This window comes from Microbacterium sp. NPDC055599 (genome assembly GCF_053618975.1).
Window position 1 is genome coordinate 200,478 of record NZ_JBSHIM010000002.1, and the last position, 16,067, is coordinate 216,544.

General features: G+C 69.9%; 20 protein-coding genes and 1 pseudogene. 2 read left to right on the top strand and 19 right to left on the bottom strand.

From position 1 onward, the window contains the following. Position 1 precedes the first annotated feature (1 nt). Positions 2–1,201: an aminotransferase class I/II-fold pyridoxal phosphate-dependent enzyme gene (locus ACWGQ1_RS02520; RefSeq protein WP_452312286.1), complete on the top strand. Its 1,200-nt coding sequence runs from the start codon at positions 2–4 to the stop codon at positions 1,199–1,201. Positions 1,202–1,395: 194 nt separating this feature from the next. Here the strand turns inward: ACWGQ1_RS02520 and ACWGQ1_RS02525 are convergent, their stop codons facing one another. From ACWGQ1_RS02525 to ACWGQ1_RS02585, 13 genes and pseudogenes are all read right to left on the bottom strand, one after another. Next, positions 1,396–1,677, bottom strand: coding sequence for a hypothetical protein (locus tag ACWGQ1_RS02525; RefSeq protein ID WP_452312287.1), 282 nt, complete (start codon positions 1,675–1,677; stop codon positions 1,396–1,398). 30 nt (positions 1,678–1,707) lie between these two features. Then, positions 1,708–2,838, bottom strand: coding sequence for a UDP-N-acetylmuramate dehydrogenase (locus ACWGQ1_RS02530; protein ID WP_136035983.1), 1,131 nt, complete (start codon positions 2,836–2,838; stop codon positions 1,708–1,710). Continuing rightward, positions 2,835–3,236 (bottom strand): MaoC/PaaZ C-terminal domain-containing protein, encoded by a 402-nt coding sequence (locus ACWGQ1_RS02535; RefSeq protein WP_136035982.1) that lies wholly within the window; start codon positions 3,234–3,236, stop codon positions 2,835–2,837. Before ACWGQ1_RS02535 ends, ACWGQ1_RS02530 begins: the two co-directional genes overlap by 4 nt. Beyond that, positions 3,236–3,694, bottom strand: a complete 459-nt coding sequence (locus ACWGQ1_RS02540) for an FAS1-like dehydratase domain-containing protein (protein ID WP_136028932.1) — start codon at positions 3,692–3,694, stop codon at positions 3,236–3,238. The genes ACWGQ1_RS02535 and ACWGQ1_RS02540 overlap by 1 nt, the downstream gene beginning before the upstream one ends. A 46-nt stretch (positions 3,695–3,740) precedes the next feature. Beyond that, entirely contained in the window at positions 3,741–4,478 is a 738-nt protein-coding gene (locus ACWGQ1_RS02545; protein ID WP_136028931.1) for a GntR family transcriptional regulator, read from the bottom strand. Further along, positions 4,475–5,407, bottom strand: a complete 933-nt coding sequence (locus ACWGQ1_RS02550) for a PfkB family carbohydrate kinase (protein WP_168442773.1) — start codon at positions 5,405–5,407, stop codon at positions 4,475–4,477. Before ACWGQ1_RS02550 ends, ACWGQ1_RS02545 begins: the two co-directional genes overlap by 4 nt. After that, positions 5,404–5,877, bottom strand: coding sequence for a carbohydrate ABC transporter permease (locus ACWGQ1_RS02555; RefSeq protein WP_205814330.1), 474 nt, complete (start codon positions 5,875–5,877; stop codon positions 5,404–5,406). The genes ACWGQ1_RS02550 and ACWGQ1_RS02555 overlap by 4 nt, the downstream gene beginning before the upstream one ends. Positions 5,878–5,908: 31 nt before the next feature. Next, positions 5,909–6,208, bottom strand: a pseudogene (locus ACWGQ1_RS02560) (extracellular solute-binding protein); the annotation flags it as partial. Between the two features lie 16 nt (positions 6,209–6,224). Next, positions 6,225–7,229 (bottom strand): SIS domain-containing protein, encoded by a 1,005-nt coding sequence (locus ACWGQ1_RS02565; protein ID WP_136028921.1) that lies wholly within the window; start codon positions 7,227–7,229, stop codon positions 6,225–6,227. A 187-nt stretch (positions 7,230–7,416) separates the two neighbouring features. Then, positions 7,417–8,214: a sulfite exporter TauE/SafE family protein gene (locus ACWGQ1_RS02570; protein WP_136028919.1), complete on the bottom strand. Its 798-nt coding sequence runs from the start codon at positions 8,212–8,214 to the stop codon at positions 7,417–7,419. Between the two features lie 46 nt (positions 8,215–8,260). Beyond that, positions 8,261–9,808 carry a tripartite tricarboxylate transporter permease gene (locus ACWGQ1_RS02575; protein WP_136035981.1) on the bottom strand — a complete coding sequence of 516 codons (1,548 nt, stop codon included), beginning with the start codon at positions 9,806–9,808 and terminating at the stop codon, positions 8,261–8,263. Next, positions 9,808–10,365, bottom strand: a complete 558-nt coding sequence (locus ACWGQ1_RS02580; RefSeq protein WP_136028915.1) for a tripartite tricarboxylate transporter TctB family protein — start codon at positions 10,363–10,365, stop codon at positions 9,808–9,810. The genes ACWGQ1_RS02575 and ACWGQ1_RS02580 overlap by 1 nt, the downstream gene beginning before the upstream one ends. Before the next feature lies 1 nt (position 10,366). Continuing rightward, positions 10,367–11,386 carry a Bug family tripartite tricarboxylate transporter substrate binding protein gene (locus ACWGQ1_RS02585; RefSeq protein ID WP_136035980.1) on the bottom strand — a complete coding sequence of 340 codons (1,020 nt, stop codon included), beginning with the start codon at positions 11,384–11,386 and terminating at the stop codon, positions 10,367–10,369. Between the two features lie 160 nt (positions 11,387–11,546). Here ACWGQ1_RS02585 and ACWGQ1_RS02590 point away from each other — a divergent pair, with 160 nt between their 5' ends. After that, positions 11,547–12,767 carry a PAS domain-containing protein gene (locus ACWGQ1_RS02590; protein WP_136035979.1) on the top strand — a complete coding sequence of 407 codons (1,221 nt, stop codon included), beginning with the start codon at positions 11,547–11,549 and terminating at the stop codon, positions 12,765–12,767. Positions 12,768–12,831: 64 nt separating this feature from the next. On the opposite strand, the gene rplQ is transcribed toward ACWGQ1_RS02590, so the two are convergent. The 6 genes from rplQ to infA form a co-directional block, all read right to left on the bottom strand. Then, complete coding sequence (gene rplQ / locus ACWGQ1_RS02595; protein WP_136028908.1) at positions 12,832–13,404, bottom strand: 50S ribosomal protein L17; 573 nt, start codon at positions 13,402–13,404, stop codon at positions 12,832–12,834. 34 nt (positions 13,405–13,438) lie between these two features. Next, positions 13,439–14,428 (bottom strand): DNA-directed RNA polymerase subunit alpha, encoded by a 990-nt coding sequence (locus ACWGQ1_RS02600; protein WP_136028906.1) that lies wholly within the window; start codon positions 14,426–14,428, stop codon positions 13,439–13,441. 131 nt (positions 14,429–14,559) lie between these two features. Then, complete coding sequence (gene rpsK / locus ACWGQ1_RS02605) at positions 14,560–14,958, bottom strand: 30S ribosomal protein S11 (RefSeq protein ID WP_045249905.1); 399 nt, start codon at positions 14,956–14,958, stop codon at positions 14,560–14,562. Between the two features lie 30 nt (positions 14,959–14,988). Next, on the bottom strand, positions 14,989–15,363 hold the full coding sequence (gene rpsM, locus ACWGQ1_RS02610; protein ID WP_062632862.1) for a 30S ribosomal protein S13: 375 nt from the start codon (positions 15,361–15,363) through the stop codon (positions 14,989–14,991). A gap of 149 nt (positions 15,364–15,512) precedes the next feature. Then, a complete protein-coding gene (gene rpmJ, locus ACWGQ1_RS02615; RefSeq protein WP_005050492.1) occupies positions 15,513–15,629 on the bottom strand; it encodes a 50S ribosomal protein L36 in 117 nt (38 codons plus the stop codon). A gap of 64 nt (positions 15,630–15,693) precedes the next feature. Next, positions 15,694–15,915: a translation initiation factor IF-1 gene (gene infA, locus ACWGQ1_RS02620; RefSeq protein ID WP_028496510.1), complete on the bottom strand. Its 222-nt coding sequence runs from the start codon at positions 15,913–15,915 to the stop codon at positions 15,694–15,696. Positions 15,916–16,067 lie beyond the last annotated feature (152 nt).

A 16,067-nucleotide genomic window follows, 5' to 3' on the forward strand; every position in this document is an offset into this window, starting at 1 on the left:
CGTGACCGAACGCGCTCCTCTCTCCCGCAAACTGTCCGCCATCGCCGAGTCCGCGACGCTCAAGGTCGATGCCAAGGCGAAGGCCCTCAAGGCCGAGGGCAAGCCCGTCATCTCGTATGCGGCGGGCGAGCCCGACTTCGCGACGCCGCAGTTCATCGTCGACGCCGCCGCCGAGGCCCTCGCCGACCCGGCCAGCTACCGCTACACCCCGGCCCCTGGACTGCCCGCGCTGCGCGAGGCCATCGCCGCCAAGACGCTCCGCGACTCGGGACTCGAGGTCTCGCCCAGCCAGGTCGTCGTCACCAACGGCGGCAAGCAGTCGGTGTACCAGGCCTTCCAGGCGGTCGTGAACCCGGGCGACGAGGTGCTGCTGCCCGCCCCGTACTGGACCACGTACCCCGAGGCCATCCGACTCGCCGACGGCACGCCGGTCGAGGTGTTCGCGGGCGCCGACCAGGAGTACAAGGTCACGGTCGAGCAGCTGGAGGCGGCGCGCACCGAGCGCACCACCGTGCTCGTGTTCGTGTCGCCGTCGAACCCCACCGGCTCGGTGTACACGGCCGAGGAGACGAAGGCCATCGGCGAGTGGGCCGTCGAGCACGGCATCTGGATCATCAGCGACGAGATCTACCAGAACCTCACCTACGAGGGCGTGAAGGCCACGTCGATCGTGGAGGCCGTGCCCGCGGCCGCGAACCAGACGATCCTCGTCAACGGCGTCGCCAAGACGTACGCCATGACCGGGTGGCGGGTGGGCTGGATGGTGGGCCCGGCCGACGCGATCAAGATCGCCGGCAACCTGCAGTCGCACCTCACCAGCAACGTGAACAACGTGGCGCAGAAGGCGGCGATCGCGGCGCTCAACGGCCCGCAGACCGAGGCCGAGCAGTTCCGCGAGGCGTTCGACCGGCGTCGTCGCCTCATCGTGTCGGAACTGTCGAAGATCGACGGCCTCGTGGTGCCCAACCCGCTCGGCGCGTTCTACGTGTACCCCGATGTGCAGGGCCTGCTCGGTCGCACGTGGGGCGGGGTGACCCCGACCACGTCGCTGGAGCTCGCCGACCTCATCCTCGACCAGGCCGAGGTCGCCGTGGTGCCCGGCGAGGCGTTCGGCCCGTCCGGCTACATCCGCATGTCGTACGCGCTCGGCGACGAGCAGCTCCTCGAGGGCGTGCAGCGCCTGCAGCGACTGTTCTCCTGACCGACACCCCGAGACCCGCCCCGCCGCTCCCGGCCGGGCGGGTCTCGTCGTCTGTCCCGGTGCTGCGCGCGGGTCAGTCCTCGGGGTGGAAGCCGATGAGCCAGCGGATGCCGTAGCGGTCGACGAGCGTTCCGTCGTGGTCGCCCCACGGCCGCCGCTGCAGCGCATCGATCACTCGCCCGCCGGCGGCGAGCTCACCGAACCAGCGCGTCAGTGTCGCCGCATCCGCCGTTCCGAAGCGACAGGAACATGCCGCTCATCTGCACCGCGTCGTCGTCGGCGCCCGCATCCGCTCCGGCGAGCTCGACCGGGCCGCCGCTGAGCTGCCCGTGCGCGACGGCGTCACCAGGACCGTCGTGGCGACCGGCCTGCGCGTAGTCCATCAGCTGCAACTCACCCCCGAACACGTCGCGGTAGTGGCCGAGGGCTTCGGCGGCGGTGCCGGGGAACAGCAGGTACGGGATCAGTCCACTCATGCGGCGAGTGTACGACGCGGGTCGGACGCCCTAGAGGTCGACGCCGAGCAGCACCGGCTCCGGCTGCAGCACCAGCCCGAACTCGGCGTGCACGCGGCTCTGGATGAACCGCGCCAGCTCCGCGACCTCCGCCGCGGTCGCCCCACCGCGGTTCGTGAGGGCGAGGGCGTGCTTGGTGGAGACCGAGGCGCGCGACCGCGGGAGCTTGAAGCCCTTGCGGATACCCGCCTGTTCGATCAGCCAGGCCGCGCTCACCTTCACGTCGGGCGCCTCGGCCCTGGTCGGCGGCACGTACCCGTCGTACGACGCGAGCGGGATGACCGTCACGGCGTCGAGGTCGGGGGCCACCGGCCAGCGCGGGCACTCCGGGGGCAGCGTGCGCGCCTGCGCAGCCGTCACGATCGCGTTCTGGAAGAAGGAGCCGACGCCGTGCGTGTCGGGGTCGTGCTCGTCGAGCAGCATGCCCTTCGACCCGCGGGTCGCCAGGATGCGCTCCCGCACCCAGGTCAGCGGCACCGGCGCGTCGTCGGTCAGCCCGAGCGCGCGACGGAGCTGCTCACCGCGCACCACCCGCTCCCCCGCGACCAGCAGGTCGACCGTCACCGACAGGATCACGGCGCGGCGCTGCGGCTCGCTGCCGTGGTGATGCTTGAGCACCGAGGTGCGGAAGCCCAGCCCGAGCTCCGCCGCGGGCACGGTCGAGATCTCACCCGTGGACTCGTCGATCAGCTCGACCTCGACCAGCGTCTCCTGGATCTCCTGGCCGTAGGCGCCGATGTTCTGCACGGGAGACGCACCGACGGTCCCCGGGATGCCGCTCATGGCCTCCAGGCCCGCGTAGCCGTGCTCGACCGCGTAGGCGACGAGGTCGTCCCAGCCGTGGCCCGCCTGCACGCGCAGCCGGATACGACCCGCATGCGGCGAGGGGAGCTCCTCGATCCCGGTCGTGCGGACGCGGATGACGGTGCCGTCGAACGGCTCGTCCCCCACGAAGAGGTTGGAGCCGCCGCCCAGCACCAGCCACGGGTCGCCCCGCTCCCAGGTCTCGCGGAGCGCCTCGACGAGACCCTCGGTCGTGGTGGCGTCGAACATGCGCTCGGGGGCGCCGCCGGTGCGCAGCGTCGTGAGCTCGGCCAGCCGCAGGGGTTCGACCTCTCTCATCGGACGGCGACGCGCAGCTGCGCCTTGACGAGCACGCTCGTGTCGTCGAACGTGACCTTCAGGTCGATCCGCGCGGTGTCGTCGTCGACCGCGCCGACCGTCGCCGCCACATGGATGTCGGCACCGTCCACCGGGTCGACCACGACGGGCTTGGTGAAGCGCACGCCGTAGTCGACGATGCGGGTGGCGGGGTCGAGCGCGGCCACGACCACCGACGAGGCGATGCCCATCGTGAGCATGCCGTGCGCGAGCACGCCGGGGAGCCCGACCGATGCGGCCACATCGTCGCGGTAGTGGATGGGGTTGAAGTCTCCGGAGGCACCGGCGTAGCGCACCAGGGACTCGCGGCTGAGGTGCACGGTGCGCTCGGCGACCACGTCTCCGACGGTGAAGCCCATCAGGCGTCCTCTCCCTCTTCCGCGCCGACGAGCAGCACGGTGGTGGCGGTGACCACGTGCGCACCCTCGTCGTCGACGATCTCGGTCTCGCTCGTGATCATGGCGTTGCCGCCCATCATGCGGATGCCGGTGACCCGCAGCTGTGCGGTGAGCTCGTCGCCCGCCACGATAGGCCGCGAGTAGCGGAACCGCTGTTCCGCGTGGACCGTGCGCGACAGCTCGATCCCGGCGTTCTCGTCGCCCAGCAGCTGCTGGAGCGTGAGGTCCTGGATCACCATCGCGAAGGTCGGCGGGGCGACCACGTCGGCGTAGCCGGCTGCGCGGGCCGCCTCGACGTCGGTGTGCTGCGGGGCGTCGGCGAAGACGGCGCGCGCGAACTCGCGCACCTTCTCCCTGCCGACCAGATAGGGGGCGGTCGGCGGGAACTCCCGGCCGATCAGATCTTGGTTGACTGCCACCCCTCGATCCTACCGAGGGGGTGGACACCGGACGCCCTCGCGACCGTCAGTCCTTCGATCGCGCCACCATGTTCAACGTCATCCGGCTGGGGACGACCTTCACCCGGGAGGTGTGCACGATCTCGCCGGAGCGGTCGAGAGCACGCTTGCGGATGACGATGAGCGGATCGTGCTCGGGGCGCGCGAGCCACTCCGCTGTCTGCGCGTTCGTGAACCCCACGTCGATCTCGCGGTACATCTCCGAGAACTCCACGCCGTAGACGTCGCGGAGCACCTGGTAGGTGGAGGTGTCGTCGCGGATGTGCCGGTCGAATTCGGGGAAGCGGGTGAGGGAGTACCGGCTGTCGTCGATGGACAGCGGGATGTCGTCGAGGGCGAAGACGCGCACGAGACGGAACACCGGGTCACCCACCTGCACGCCGAGACGGCGCGCGCGCTTCTCGTCGGCGGGGACGGTCTCGGCGCGCATGATGCGACGGGACTTGACGCCGTCGGCGACGACCGTGTCGGCGAATCCGCCCAGCGTCATGGCTCCGATCACTTCGCGGCGCGGCGCCACGAACGTGCCGCGGCCCTGCTGCCGTCGCACGATGCCGAGGCTCTCCAGATCGGCGACCGCGCGACGCACCGTGATGCGACTGACGCCGAAGCGTTCGCACAGCTCCGGCTCGGACGGCAACCGCTCCCCTTCGCCGTAGGTGCCCGCGTCGATCTCGCGCAGGAGCAGCCCGCGGACCTGCTCGTGCAGCGGCGTCGATCCCACCCCCGGCGACAGCTGAGTCACGTCGAAGCCCTCCTCTCCGGCGCCGGATAGTGGCGCAGCATCTGCGCTCGCGCGTCGTCCCCGGCATGCACAGGGTATCCGAAGGCACCGCGCAGGGTGCAGGCGAGCGCCCCGCTCGTCGCGGCGACGTCGAGGCAGTCGCCGAGGTCGGCGCCGGCCGCCCGCGCCGCGAGGAACCCGGTGAGGAACGCGTCGCCCGCGCCGAGGGCGTCGACCGCGGTGACCGGGCGGATGCCGGTGCGATGCACGGACTGCGCGTCGAAGGCGAGGGATCCGCGGGCGCCCAGGGTGACCACGGCCGACCCGATGCCGCAGCGCACGGCGTAGCGGCCCAGTTCCTCGACCTCGGCATCGGAGAGTCCGCCCCCGGAGAAGAAGCCGACGTCGACGTGCGGTGCCGTGCTGCGGATCACCTCGGGTGACGCGTCGTCGGAGTAGTCGAACGACACCCGCGTCCCGCGCTCGGCGATGGCGGGCAGCTCGGGCTCCAGCGACGAGTACACCGACGTGTGCACGCGGGCGAAGCGGGCGAGATACTCGTGGTCGACCTCGCTCAGCCGCAGCCGCAGCTCGGATTGCACCCCGCCGCGGTTGGAGGCCACGAAGCGCCGGTCGCCGTCGTCGTCGAGGGCGACGAACGCCATCCCGTTGGCGCCGTGCACACGACGGACCCGGGCGGCGTCGACGCCGATCTCGTCGAGCACGCCGCGCACGTGGTCGGCGAACCGGTCGTCGCCCATGATGCCCATGAACGCGGCACTTCCCCCGAAGAACAGCCGGCTGTAGGCGGCGACGTTCAGGGCGTTGCCCCCGGGATAGGCGAGGTCCTCGTGCAGGTAGCAGTCGAGAACGTTGTCACCCACGCCGACGAGCGAGGGCGGGGGCACCGCGGCGAGCGCGGTGCGGAGGTCATCCACGTCCATGGTCATCCCTTCACGCTCCCCGCCGCGACGCCCGCCACGAAGTAGCGCTGCAGTGCGAGGAACACCACCACGATCGGGAGGGCGGCGATCGTCAATCCTGCCAGCAGCACCCCCCATTCGGTCGACAGCGAGTCCCGGAACGACATCAGTCCGGCGGGAATGGTGCGCAGCGCATCGGCGTCGATGTAGACGATCGCGAAGAGGAACTCGTTCCAGGCGAAGTAGCCGGTCAGCACGGCGGCCGTGGTGAGCACCGAGGCGCTCAGCGGGAGGTAGACGTGGCGGAAGACGCCGAACGAGCGGCAGCCGTCGATGGTCGCGGCGTCCTCCAGCTCGCGCGGGATCCCGAGGAACACCGACCGGATGAGGAGGATCGCCATCGGCAGCCGGAACGCCACGTAGGGCAGGATCATCGCCCAGGAGGTGTTCAGCAGGCCCATCGCGTCCAGCAGCCGGTACAGCGGGATCAGGCTCACCTGCGGTGCGACGACCAGGCCGCGATCCGCTCCACGTGAAGAGCACGTCCGGGGCGTTCGCGGAGCCGGCGACGACCTTGACCTTGTCCTTGTAGGCGTCGTTGAGCACGCTCTCGACGGAGACGGTGATGTCGGGGTTCTCCTTCTCGAACTCCGCCACCATGTCGCTGTAGTACGAGTTCTTCGGCTCGTTCGGCCAGCGGTGGAAGAAGCTGATCTCCACCTGGCCGTCCGCGGCCTCGCTCTCGCCTCCGGCGCACGAGGCCAGGGGGACGACGAGGGCGACGGCGGCCGCAGCCGCCACGCCGATCCGGGTTGACGTTCGCATCATTGCGATCCTTTCGTTCCTAGTACTCCATGCGCCACATGTAGCGGCGCACGCTGAGGGGGTGACCACGGTGGTCGGCGAGCGCGTCCGCGTAGGCGCGCAGCACGATGTTGAAGAGCAGGTGGGCGAAGACGCCACGGACCTCGGGGGCGACGACGTCCAGGCCGAACTCCTGCGCGTCGAGCACCAGCACCCGCTTCGAGTGCTTCGTGACGAAGTCGACGGCCCGCTGCTCCACGGCGCGGGTCTCGTCGAGGCCGAGCAGCGCGATGAAGGGCACGTCCTCCTCGGTGATCTCGAACGGGCCGTGGAAGTACTCGCCGGCGTGGATCGCGGCGGAGTGCACCCACTGCATCTCCTGCAGCAGGCAGATGGCGAAGGAGTAGGCCGAGCCGAAGTTAGATCCCGCGGCCATGGTGTAGATCAGCGGCTCGCGGCGGGAGGCGTAGCCCCAGGCATCGGCGGCGGCGGCGTGCGCCTCGCGGGCTGCGGGAACGAGCGAGGGCAACTGGGCCACGGCGTCGTCGACGGCGGTCGCGATACCCGCCTGCTCGCGGTCGTCGAGGATGCCGGCGGCGAGGCGCAGGAGGAGCGCCGGCCCGACGTGGGCCTCGCTCTTGCCCTCGCCGTGCTGGTAGGCCACGACATGCTCCGCGGCCTCGGCCAACGGGGAGGCGGGGTCGAACGTGAAGGCGACGGTGAGGGCGCCGCGCTCGCGGGCGTGACGGGCGGCTTCGACCGTCTCCGGGGTGGTGCCCGAGTGCGAGCAGAGGAGGACGAGGGTGTCCGCGTCGACGCGGGACGAGGCGCGCGAGGTGAACTCGGCGGCGTTCAGGGCGGTCGCCTCGAGCCGGACGGCCTTCGTTCCGAAGAGGTACTCGATGGGCTGCATGACGGCGTAGGAGCCGCCGCAGGCGGTGAGCACGACGCGCGAGATGGTGTCCCGGGTCGCGATCGCCTGGCGAGCCGCAGCGAGCTGGTTCTCGATGGCGGCGGAGTCGACGAACAGAGCGGTGGCAGACAAGATGGTCCCTTCTGATGACCGGTAGCAAACATCATGACTTGTTATATGACGTCATGTGATGACTGACGTTAGCGAGAGACCGGTCGGCTTGTAAAGAGGTCTGCGGAAAAAGGGGTCGCAGAAAACCTCCCGGCGACGAAGGACCCTGTCGGCGCGGGTCAGGAGCCGGCGAGCGGAAAGCGCGGAATCAGGCGCGACGACGGCCGCGGACGGCCTTGATCGCCATCTGCACCGCGATCACCACGAGGTACGCGGCGAACAGGATGTTGCCCACGGAGGGGTTGACGATCGTCGCGAGCCACGCGCCGAGCGCGGTCGTCGTGCACGCCGAGACACCGATGAGCGCGGCGGCGAGCAGGTCGACGTTCCGGTTGCGGAGGTTGCCGACGGTGCCGGAGATCGCGGTCGGGATCATCATCAGCAGCGACGTGCCCTTGGCGACCAGGTCGCTGGTGCCGAACGCGAGCATGAGCACCGGCACCACGATCACACCGCCGCCGACGCCGATGAGTCCGGCGAGGATGCCGGTGCCCACGCCGACGCCGACCAGGGCGATACCGGTGAGCCAGGTCAGCTCGAACACGGCGTCCCGCGAGGGGATCACCAGGAACAGGCTCACGATCACCACGACCAGGAAGCCCACGAAGCCCCAGCGCAGCGCGGTCTGCGAGATGCGCGGGAGCAGGCGCGTGCCGATCTGCGCGCCCACCACGGCGCCCGCGGCGAGGATCAGGGCCGGGATCCATGCCACCGATCCGGTGGTGGCGTACGAGATGACACCGACGCTGGCGGTCGGCACGATCGCGGCCAGCGAGGTGCCGGCCGCGAGCCGCTGGTCGAAGTGCAGCAGGAGCACCAGGAGCGGGACGATGACCGTGCCGCCGCCGACGCCGAACAGGCCGGAGAGGAGACCGGCGAGCAGGCCGATGCCGATGAATGCCGTGTAGGCGCGAGGCCCGCGTCTCAGGGCCTGCGCGTCAGTCACCGGACCAGCCTACTCCCGGCCCCTCCCCTGCTCGAACCCGCGGCTCTCACACCTCGGAGTCGGCCTTCACCGGCACCGCGATCGACGCCGTGAGCGCCTGCTCGTACCGCCGCTGCCGACGCCGCAGCCACAGCCCGCCCGCGATCAGCAGCGCGAGCACGGCGTAGGCGACGGCCGCGAACGGCTGCGCGACGAGCGTCGTCAGGTCGCCCTGGCTCAACTGAAGTGCGCGACGCAGCTGCTCCTCGCCCATCGGCCCGAGGATCATGCCCACCACGAGCGGTGCCACCGGGAACCCGTACCGGCGGAGGAAGTACCCCAGCACACCGATGATGAGCAGGATCAGGATGTCGACGACCGCGAAGTTCAGCGCATAGGCACCGAACGCGGCGAACAGCAGGATGCCCGCGTAGAGGTACGGCCGAGGGATCTGCAGCAGCTTCACCCACATGCCCACGAGCGGCAGGTTGAGCACGAGCAGGATGACGTTGCCGATGTACAGGCTCGCCACCAGCGCCCACACCAGGTCGGACTGTCCCGTGAACAGCAGCGGGCCCGGCTGCAGGCCGTACGTCTGGAACGCGGTCAGGATGATCGCCGCGGTCGCGGTGGTCGGCAGGCCGAGCGTCAGCAGCGGCACGAGCACTCCGGCCGCCGCCGCGTTGTTCGCCGACTCCGGCCCGGCCACCCCCTCGATGGCGCCACGCCCGAACTCGTCCTTGCGGCGGGAGAGCTTCCGCTCCGTCGCGTACGACAGGAAGGTCGCGACATCGGCACCGCCCGCCGGGATCGTCCCGATCGGGAACCCGATGGCGGTGCCGCGCAGCCACGGCTTCCACGACCGCCGCCAGTCGTCCTTCGTCATCCAGCTCCGCCACCCGCGCGCCACCGGGATCACGTCGACCGCGCCGTGGCGCAGACGGGCGGCGACGTAGAGCGTCTCCCCCACGGCGAACAGGCCCACCGCCACCAGCACCACGTCGATGCCGTCCGCGAGCGGCAGCAGGCCGAGCGTGTAGCGCTGCTGCCCGGACAGCCAGTCGGTGCCGACCAGCCCGAGGAACAGCCCGACGCCGAGCGACAGCAGGCCCCGCGGCACCGAGGAGCCCATGAGCGCGCCGACCGTGACGAACGCGACGACGATCAGCGCCACGTAGTCCGCCGGTCCGAGGTTCACGGCGAACTGCGCCAGCACCGGCGCCAGCAGCGTGAGGCCGATCGTCGCGAGCGTGCCGGCGACGAACGAGCCGATCGCCGCGGTCGCGAGGGCCGCGGCGCCCCGGCCGAGCTTGGCCATCCTGTTGCCCTCGATCGCGGTGACGATCGAGGCGGACTCCCCGGGAGTGTTGAGGAGGATGCTCGTGGTCGATCCGCCGTACATGCCGCCGTAGTAGATGCCGGCGAAGGTGATCAGGGCCGCGGCCGGCTCCAGCGTGTAGGTGAGCGGCAGGAGGAGGGCCACCGTCATGGCGGGGCCGATACCCGGGAGCACGCCCACTGCCGTGCCGATCAGCACGCCGAAGAACGCGAACACGAGGTACTGGGGCTGCAGCGCGGTCGCGAAGCCCTCCAGGAGCAGGGTCCAGCTGTCCATCAGAGCATCCTCCCCAGCCAGCCGAGCGCCGGCCCCCACGGGAGCGACAGCCCGAGCAGTCCGCCGAACACGATCTGCACCACGAGCGCGATGGCCGCACCGACCAGCAGGGCCACCCACCATCGGCGTGCTCCGAGCGCCCAGGCGACACCGCCGAACAGCAGCGCCGCGGCGGGCGCCCACCCGAGCGGCTCGATCAGCAGCAGGTGCGCCACCACGAGCGCCACGATCTTCACGAGCGCGAGCCAGTCCGTCGGGAGCGCCTGGTCGATGTCCTCGCCGTCCTCCGGGACGCCGCGGTGACCGCGGAGGATGCTCACGACCACGGCCACCGCCGACCCGAGCAGCAGCACCGACACGAACAGGGGGAACACGGTCGGACCCACCTGGGCCCCGGCAGGGACGTGGATGGAGAACACGCCGACGAGGGCGAACACACCGAGCGCGACCATGAGGAGGGCGAAGACGAGCTCGCCCCGCGGCAGAGACCCGAGCGAGCCCACGGACCGGCGTGTGCCGGTCTGCAGGCCCGAGGGTCCGGGAGACCCGGTCGACATGTCAGCCGACCAGCCCGATGTTCTGCAGCGTCGTGGTGACCTCACCGATGTTGCCGGTGAGGAACTCGTCGAACTCCGCACCGGTGAGGAACGCGTCGGCCCACCCGCGGGTCTCCAGCTCGTCCTTCCAGGCGTCCGACTCCTCCAGCGCGGTCACGATGCGCTCCAGCTCCGCGCGCTCGGCGTCGTCGATGCCCCCCGGGGCGATCACGCCGCGCCAGTTGGTGAGCACCACGTCGTAGCCCGCGTCGGTGATGGTGTCGACGTCGGGCAGCTGCGCGACGGGCTCGTCGGACGACACCGCGAGCGCCTTCATCGTCCCCGCCTCGATGTGCTGCAGGAACTCGCCGACGCCCGAGATGCCCGCGGCGACCTTGCCGCCGAGGATCAGCGACGTCGCCTCGCCGCCACCGGAGTTGGGCGTGTAGTTGAGCTTCTCCGCGATCTCCCCGCCGTCCAGGCCCGCCTCCTCCAGCAGGAGCCCGGCCAGGATGTGGTCGGCCCCGCCCGCCGAACCGCCGGTGATGGTCACGGCCTGTCCGCGGTCGACGACGTCCTCCACCAGGTCCTCGAGCGTGTCGTACTCCGACTCCGCGGGCACGACCACCACGAGCGGCTCGTCGGTGAGGCGGGCGATCGGCGTCATGTCCTCGATGCGGACCGCGGACGCGTTGGTCTCGACCGCTCCGACCATGACCAGTCCCATCACCATGAGCGTCGCCGGGTCCTTCTCGTTGGCGAGCTGCGCGAGGCCGACGGTCCCCCCGGCGCCTCCGACGTTCGTGACCGGGGCGGAGCCGACGATCCCCTCCTCCGTGAGCAGCTGCGACATCGCGCGGCCGGTCTGGTCCCACCCGCCGCCAGGGTCGGCGGGGACCACGATGTTCAGGTCGGTGATGGCGACGGCTTCCCCGTCTCCGTCCGAGCCTCCGGCGTCTCCGCCTCCCGACGAGCACGCGGTGAGAGCGAGGGCGGTGGCGGCGACCGCGGCGGTCAGGGTGGCGATGCGGACGTACTTCATGGCGCTCCTCCTTGAGCGTTCGAGTGCAATCCGTCCACCATCGAGGTGTGGATGCGGCCGCTCAAGCTTCCGAGACCATTGGTCGCGTTCCGTAAGTATTGGTCGCGAACGCCGGTCCGCGCGGCTCGCGCCCTGGTTCGACAGCCGGGAGAATGAGCGGGTGGCCTCGAAGATGACGCTCCGGATGCAGCTGCTCGCGCTGCAGGCGCTGATCGTGTTCCTGGTGACCCTCGCCACGGGGATCGCCGCCGGGGCGTTCCAGGAGAACGCGCTCCGCGAGGCCTACAAGGATCGCATGCAGGCGGTCGCGCAGTCCGTGGCCGCGCTGCCCGTGGTGCTCGACGCGTTCGACGACGACGATCCCTCAGCAGCGATCCAGCCGGTCGCGGAGGTGATCAGGGAGGCGTCCGACCTCGCTTACGTGGTGGTCGCCAACGACGAGGGCATCCGGTACTCGCACCCGAACCCGGAGCGCATCGGCGAACGGGTCTCGACCGATCCGTCGATCCCGCTCGGCGGCGATATCTACGTGGGCACGCAGACCGGCACGCTGGGCACCTCCTGGCGCGTGAAGGTGCCGATCCGGGATGAGGATGGCGCCGTGATCGGCACGGCATCGGTGGGCATCCTGGAGTCGGAGCTCAGCGAGGAGTTCACCGCCAACCTGGTGTGGCTGATCTCCGCCATGCTCGCCGCTGCCGTGCTGGGCGTGTTCGGAGCGGCATGGGTGACCTCGGTGATCCGGCGCCGCATCTACCGCTTGGAGCCCCATCAGATCGCGGCACTCGTGAAGAACCAGGAGACGACGCTGCACGGGCTGAGCGAGGGCGTGGTCACGGTCGACGGCTCCGGGCGCATCACGCTCGCGAACGACGCGGCCGCCCGTTTCCTCGGACGAGACGCGGGCGACCTCGACGGTGCCGTAGCGGCCGACGTCCTGGGCGAGGAGCTCACGACGGTGCTGCGTGAGGGCGAGGCCGCGGGCCGCCCGGTGATCGTAGGGTCGCACGTGCTCGTCGCCCGCAGCACCGCGAGCCGCGACGACGACGCCGACCGTGGCGCGACCCTGCTGCTGCGCGACCACACCGAGTTGCACGACGTGGTGCAGCGTGTCGAGGCGGCAGACGCCATCATCGCGTTCCGCGAGCGGTTCGGCCTGCCGAAGGGACTGAGCGCGGAGACGCTCCACCGCGTGTCCACGGCACTCGCCGCCCGTCCGGACGCCTCAGCGGCGGAGCTGGGCGCCGACCTCGACATCTCCCGCGTGAGCGCCCGCCGCTACCTGGAGCATCTGGCTGCCACCGGTCAGGCGGTGCGCTCGCTCGACTACAGCACGAAGGGCCGACCGGGGGCGCGGTACCGCAGCACCGACGGCCGCTGACGACCCGCGGTGACGACGAAGCCCGCCACCCCCAGGGGGCGGCGGGCTTCGTGGCGTTCGAGTGTTACTCGGACTTCTTCTCGACAGCGTCCTCGGCGGCGGCCTCAGCGGCCTCGCCCTCGGCCTGCGACTCGGCGCCGGCCTCGGCAGCGGCGTCCTCGGCCGGGGTCTCCTCGGCCGGAGCCTCGGTGGTCTCCTCGGCGGGGGTCTCCTCGGCGGCGGGCTTCTCGGCCTTCGGCGCGGCAGCAGCCTTCTTGGTCGACTTCGCCTTCGGGGTGACGGGCTCGAGGACGAGCTCGATCACGGCCATCGGAGCGTTGTCGCCCTTACGGTTGCCGACCTTGGTGATGCGCGTGTAGCCACCCTCGCGGTCCGCGACGAGCGGAGCGATCTCGTTGAACAGGACGTGCACGACTTCCTTGTCACCGATGACCGACAGCACGCGACGGCGTGCGTGCAGGTCTCCGCGCTTGGCGAAGGTGATCAGGCGCTCGGCGAGCGGACGCAGGCGCTTGGCCTTGGTCTCGGTCGTCTTGATCGACTTGTGGGTGTACAGCGCGGCAGCCAGGTTGGCAAGCAGCAGGCGCTCGTGGGCGGGGCCGCCTCCGAGGCGGGGACCCTTCGTGGGCTTGGGCATAATCGTCTAACTCCTGGTCAGGAAAGGTCGGGTATCAGAAGGACTCGTCTTCGCTGCCGCCGTAGAAGTGGGCGCCGTCGAAACCGGGCACCGAATCCTTGAGCGACAGACCGAGCGAGATGAGCTTGTCGCGCACCTCGTCGACCGACTTCTGGCCGAAATTGCGGATGTTCATGAGCTGCGTCTCCGAGAGGGCGACGAGCTCCGAAACGGTGTTGATGCCCTCACGCTTCAGGCAGTTGTACGAGCGGACCGACAGGTCGAGGTCCTCGATCGGCATCGACAGCTCGTTGGAGTTCACAGCCTCCACGGGCGCCGGGCCGATCTCGATGCCCTCGGCCTCGACGTTCAGCTCGCGGGCGAGACCGAACAGCTCGGTGAGCGTCTTGGCGGCCGAGGCGACGGCGTCGCGCGGGCTGATCGCCGACTTGGTCTCGACGTCGAGGACGAGCTTGTCGAAGTCGGTGCGCTCACCGGCACGGGTGGCGTCGACGCGGTAGCTGACCTTGAGGACCGGCGAGTAGATCGAGTCGATCGGGATCTGGCCCGCCTCGGCGTACTCGTTGCGGTTCTGCGTCGCCGAGACGTAGCCACGACCGCGCTCGATCGTCAGCTCGAGCTCGAACTTGGCGGTGTCGTTGAGCGTGGCGATGACGAGCTCGGGGTTGTGCACCTCGACACCGGCCGGAGCCGAGATGTCGGCGGCGGTCACTTCACCGGCACCGGTCTTGCGCAGGTAGGCCGTGATGGGCTCGTCGCGCTCGCTGGAGACGACCAGCTGCTTGATGTTGAGGATGATCTCGGTGACATCCTCCTTCACGCCGGGGATGGTGCTGAACTCGTGCAGCACGCCGTCGATACGGACGCTGGTGACAGCGGCGCCGGGGATCGACGACAGCAGGCTGCGGCGCAGCGCGTTGCCGATCGTGTAGCCGAAGCCGGGCTCCAGAGGCTCGATGATGAACCGGCTCCGGTTCTCGACGATCTTTTCCTCGGTCAGTGTGGGACGCTGTGCAATAAGCACTCTGTGTTCCTTTCGATCACATGCCCGCTATATGACATGTGGTGGGGTGAGGTCTTGAGTTGTGGAAGTCGATGCCCGCGCGGGGCGCCGAGCCGCTCGGCTCCGGAGAGACGAGCGGCTCGGTGCACGCATCAGACGCGGCGACGCTTCGGCGGGCGGCAGCCGTTGTGCGCCTGCGGGGTGACGTCCTGGATCGAACCCACCTCGAGGCCGGCGGCCTGCAGCGAGCGGATCGCGGTCTCGCGGCCGGAGCCCGGACCCTTCACGAAGACGTCGACCTTCTTGACGCCGTGCTCCTGCGCCTGGCGGGCGGCCGACTCGGCGGCCATGCCTGCGGCGTACGGGGTCGACTTGCGGGAGCCCTTGAAGCCCACGCCACCCGACGACGCCCAGCTGATGACAGCGCCGGACGGGTCGGTGATCGAAACGATGGTGTTGTTGAACGTCGACTTGATGTGGGCCTGGCCCAGCGCGATGTTCTTCTTCTCCTTGCGGCGCGGCTTGCGCGCGGCGGCCTTGGGTGCAGCCATGAAAGTGTTCTCCTAGTCCCTGGCCGCTGCTTAGCGGGCCTTCTTCTTGCCGGCGACGGTGCGCTTCGGGCCCTTGCGGGTACGGGCGTTGGTCTTGGTGCGCTGGCCGCGGACCGGGAGGCCACGACGGTGGCGCAGGCCCTCGTAGGAGCCGATCTCGACCTTGCGGCGGATGTCTGCGGCGACCTCGCGGCGAAGGTCACCCTCCACCTTGTAGTTGCCTTCGATGTAGTCGCGGAGGGCGACGAGCTGGTCGTCGCTGAGGTCCTTCACGCGGATGCTCTCGTCGATGTCGGTCGCCTTGAGGATCTCGACCGAGCGGGTACGGCCGACGCCGTAGATGTAGGTAAGGGCGATCACCACGCGCTTGTCGCGCGGGATGTCAACGCCGGCAAGACGTGCCATGCGGTTCTCCTGGGTGTTGTGGAGGTGTGGAGCAGGATCGGTGCCCGGGCCTCCGCCCCGAGGTGTCCCCCGCTGTCGCGGGTTCTGATCCTGCCGTGTCGTATTGAGTTATGAGATTGCGAGAGCGGTGCTCACGCAGCGGTGGGCACTCAGCCCTGGCGCTGCTTGTGACGCGGGTTGCTCTTGCAGATCACCATGACGCGGCCGTGGCGGCGGATCACCTTGCAGTGGTCGCAGATCGGCTTGACGCTGGGGTTGACCTTCATGTTGTTTCCTGTTCGCTGTCTTCACCGGGCAGGCGGAATGCCTGGGGTGTTACTTCTCGACCGATCAGCGGTAGCGGTAGACGATGCGGCCGCGGGTCAGATCGTAGGGGCTGAGCTCCACGACGACACGATCCTCGGGGATGATGCGGATGTAGTTCTGCCGCATCTTTCCGGAGATCGTCGCCAGGACCTTGTGTCCGTTGGTGAGCTCAACGCGGAACATCGCGTTGGGCAGAGCCTCGGAGATCACGCCTTCGATCTCGATGACACCGTCTTTCTTAGCCATAGCCTCGCTGACGCTTCTGCAGACCGGTCGATCTGCGGTGGATGGGTGGGGGTGGCGCCTGGCCGATCGGACACGCCGAACGCATGGCACAAGGCACCAAAGATCTATGTTATCCGACGATGCCCCGTCCGGCAACTTGGCCGGACGGGGCA

Bases quoted from the DNA above. Each gene is read 5' to 3' on its own strand.
- rplQ (WP_136028908.1), bottom strand. From the start codon at position 13,404: ATGCCCAAGCCCACGAAGGGTCCCCGCCTCGGAGGCGGCCCCGCCCAC.
- ACWGQ1_RS02575 (WP_136035981.1), bottom strand. From the start codon at position 9,808: ATGGACAGCTGGACCCTGCTCCTGGAGGGCTTCGCGACCGCGCTGCAG.
- ACWGQ1_RS02585 (WP_136035980.1), bottom strand. From the start codon at position 11,386: ATGAAGTACGTCCGCATCGCCACCCTGACCGCCGCGGTCGCCGCCACC.
- ACWGQ1_RS02535 (WP_136035982.1), bottom strand. From the start codon at position 3,236: ATGGGCTTCACCGTCGGAGACGTGGTCGCCGAGCGCACCGTGCACCTC.
- rpmJ (WP_005050492.1), bottom strand. From the start codon at position 15,629: ATGAAGGTCAACCCCAGCGTCAAGCCGATCTGCGACCACTGCAAGGTG.
- rpsK (WP_045249905.1), bottom strand. From the start codon at position 14,958: ATGGCTGCACCCAAGGCCGCCGCGCGCAAGCCGCGCCGCAAGGAGAAG.
- ACWGQ1_RS02580 (WP_136028915.1), bottom strand. From the start codon at position 10,365: ATGTCGACCGGGTCTCCCGGACCCTCGGGCCTGCAGACCGGCACACGC.
- ACWGQ1_RS02530 (WP_136035983.1), bottom strand. From the start codon at position 2,838: ATGAGAGAGGTCGAACCCCTGCGGCTGGCCGAGCTCACGACGCTGCGC.
- rpsM (WP_062632862.1), bottom strand. From the start codon at position 15,363: ATGGCACGTCTTGCCGGCGTTGACATCCCGCGCGACAAGCGCGTGGTG.
- ACWGQ1_RS02550 (WP_168442773.1), bottom strand. From the start codon at position 5,407: ATGACCATGGACGTGGATGACCTCCGCACCGCGCTCGCCGCGGTGCCC.
- ACWGQ1_RS02525 (WP_452312287.1), bottom strand. From the start codon at position 1,677: ATGAGTGGACTGATCCCGTACCTGCTGTTCCCCGGCACCGCCGCCGAA.
- infA (WP_028496510.1), bottom strand. From the start codon at position 15,915: ATGGCTAAGAAAGACGGTGTCATCGAGATCGAAGGCGTGATCTCCGAG.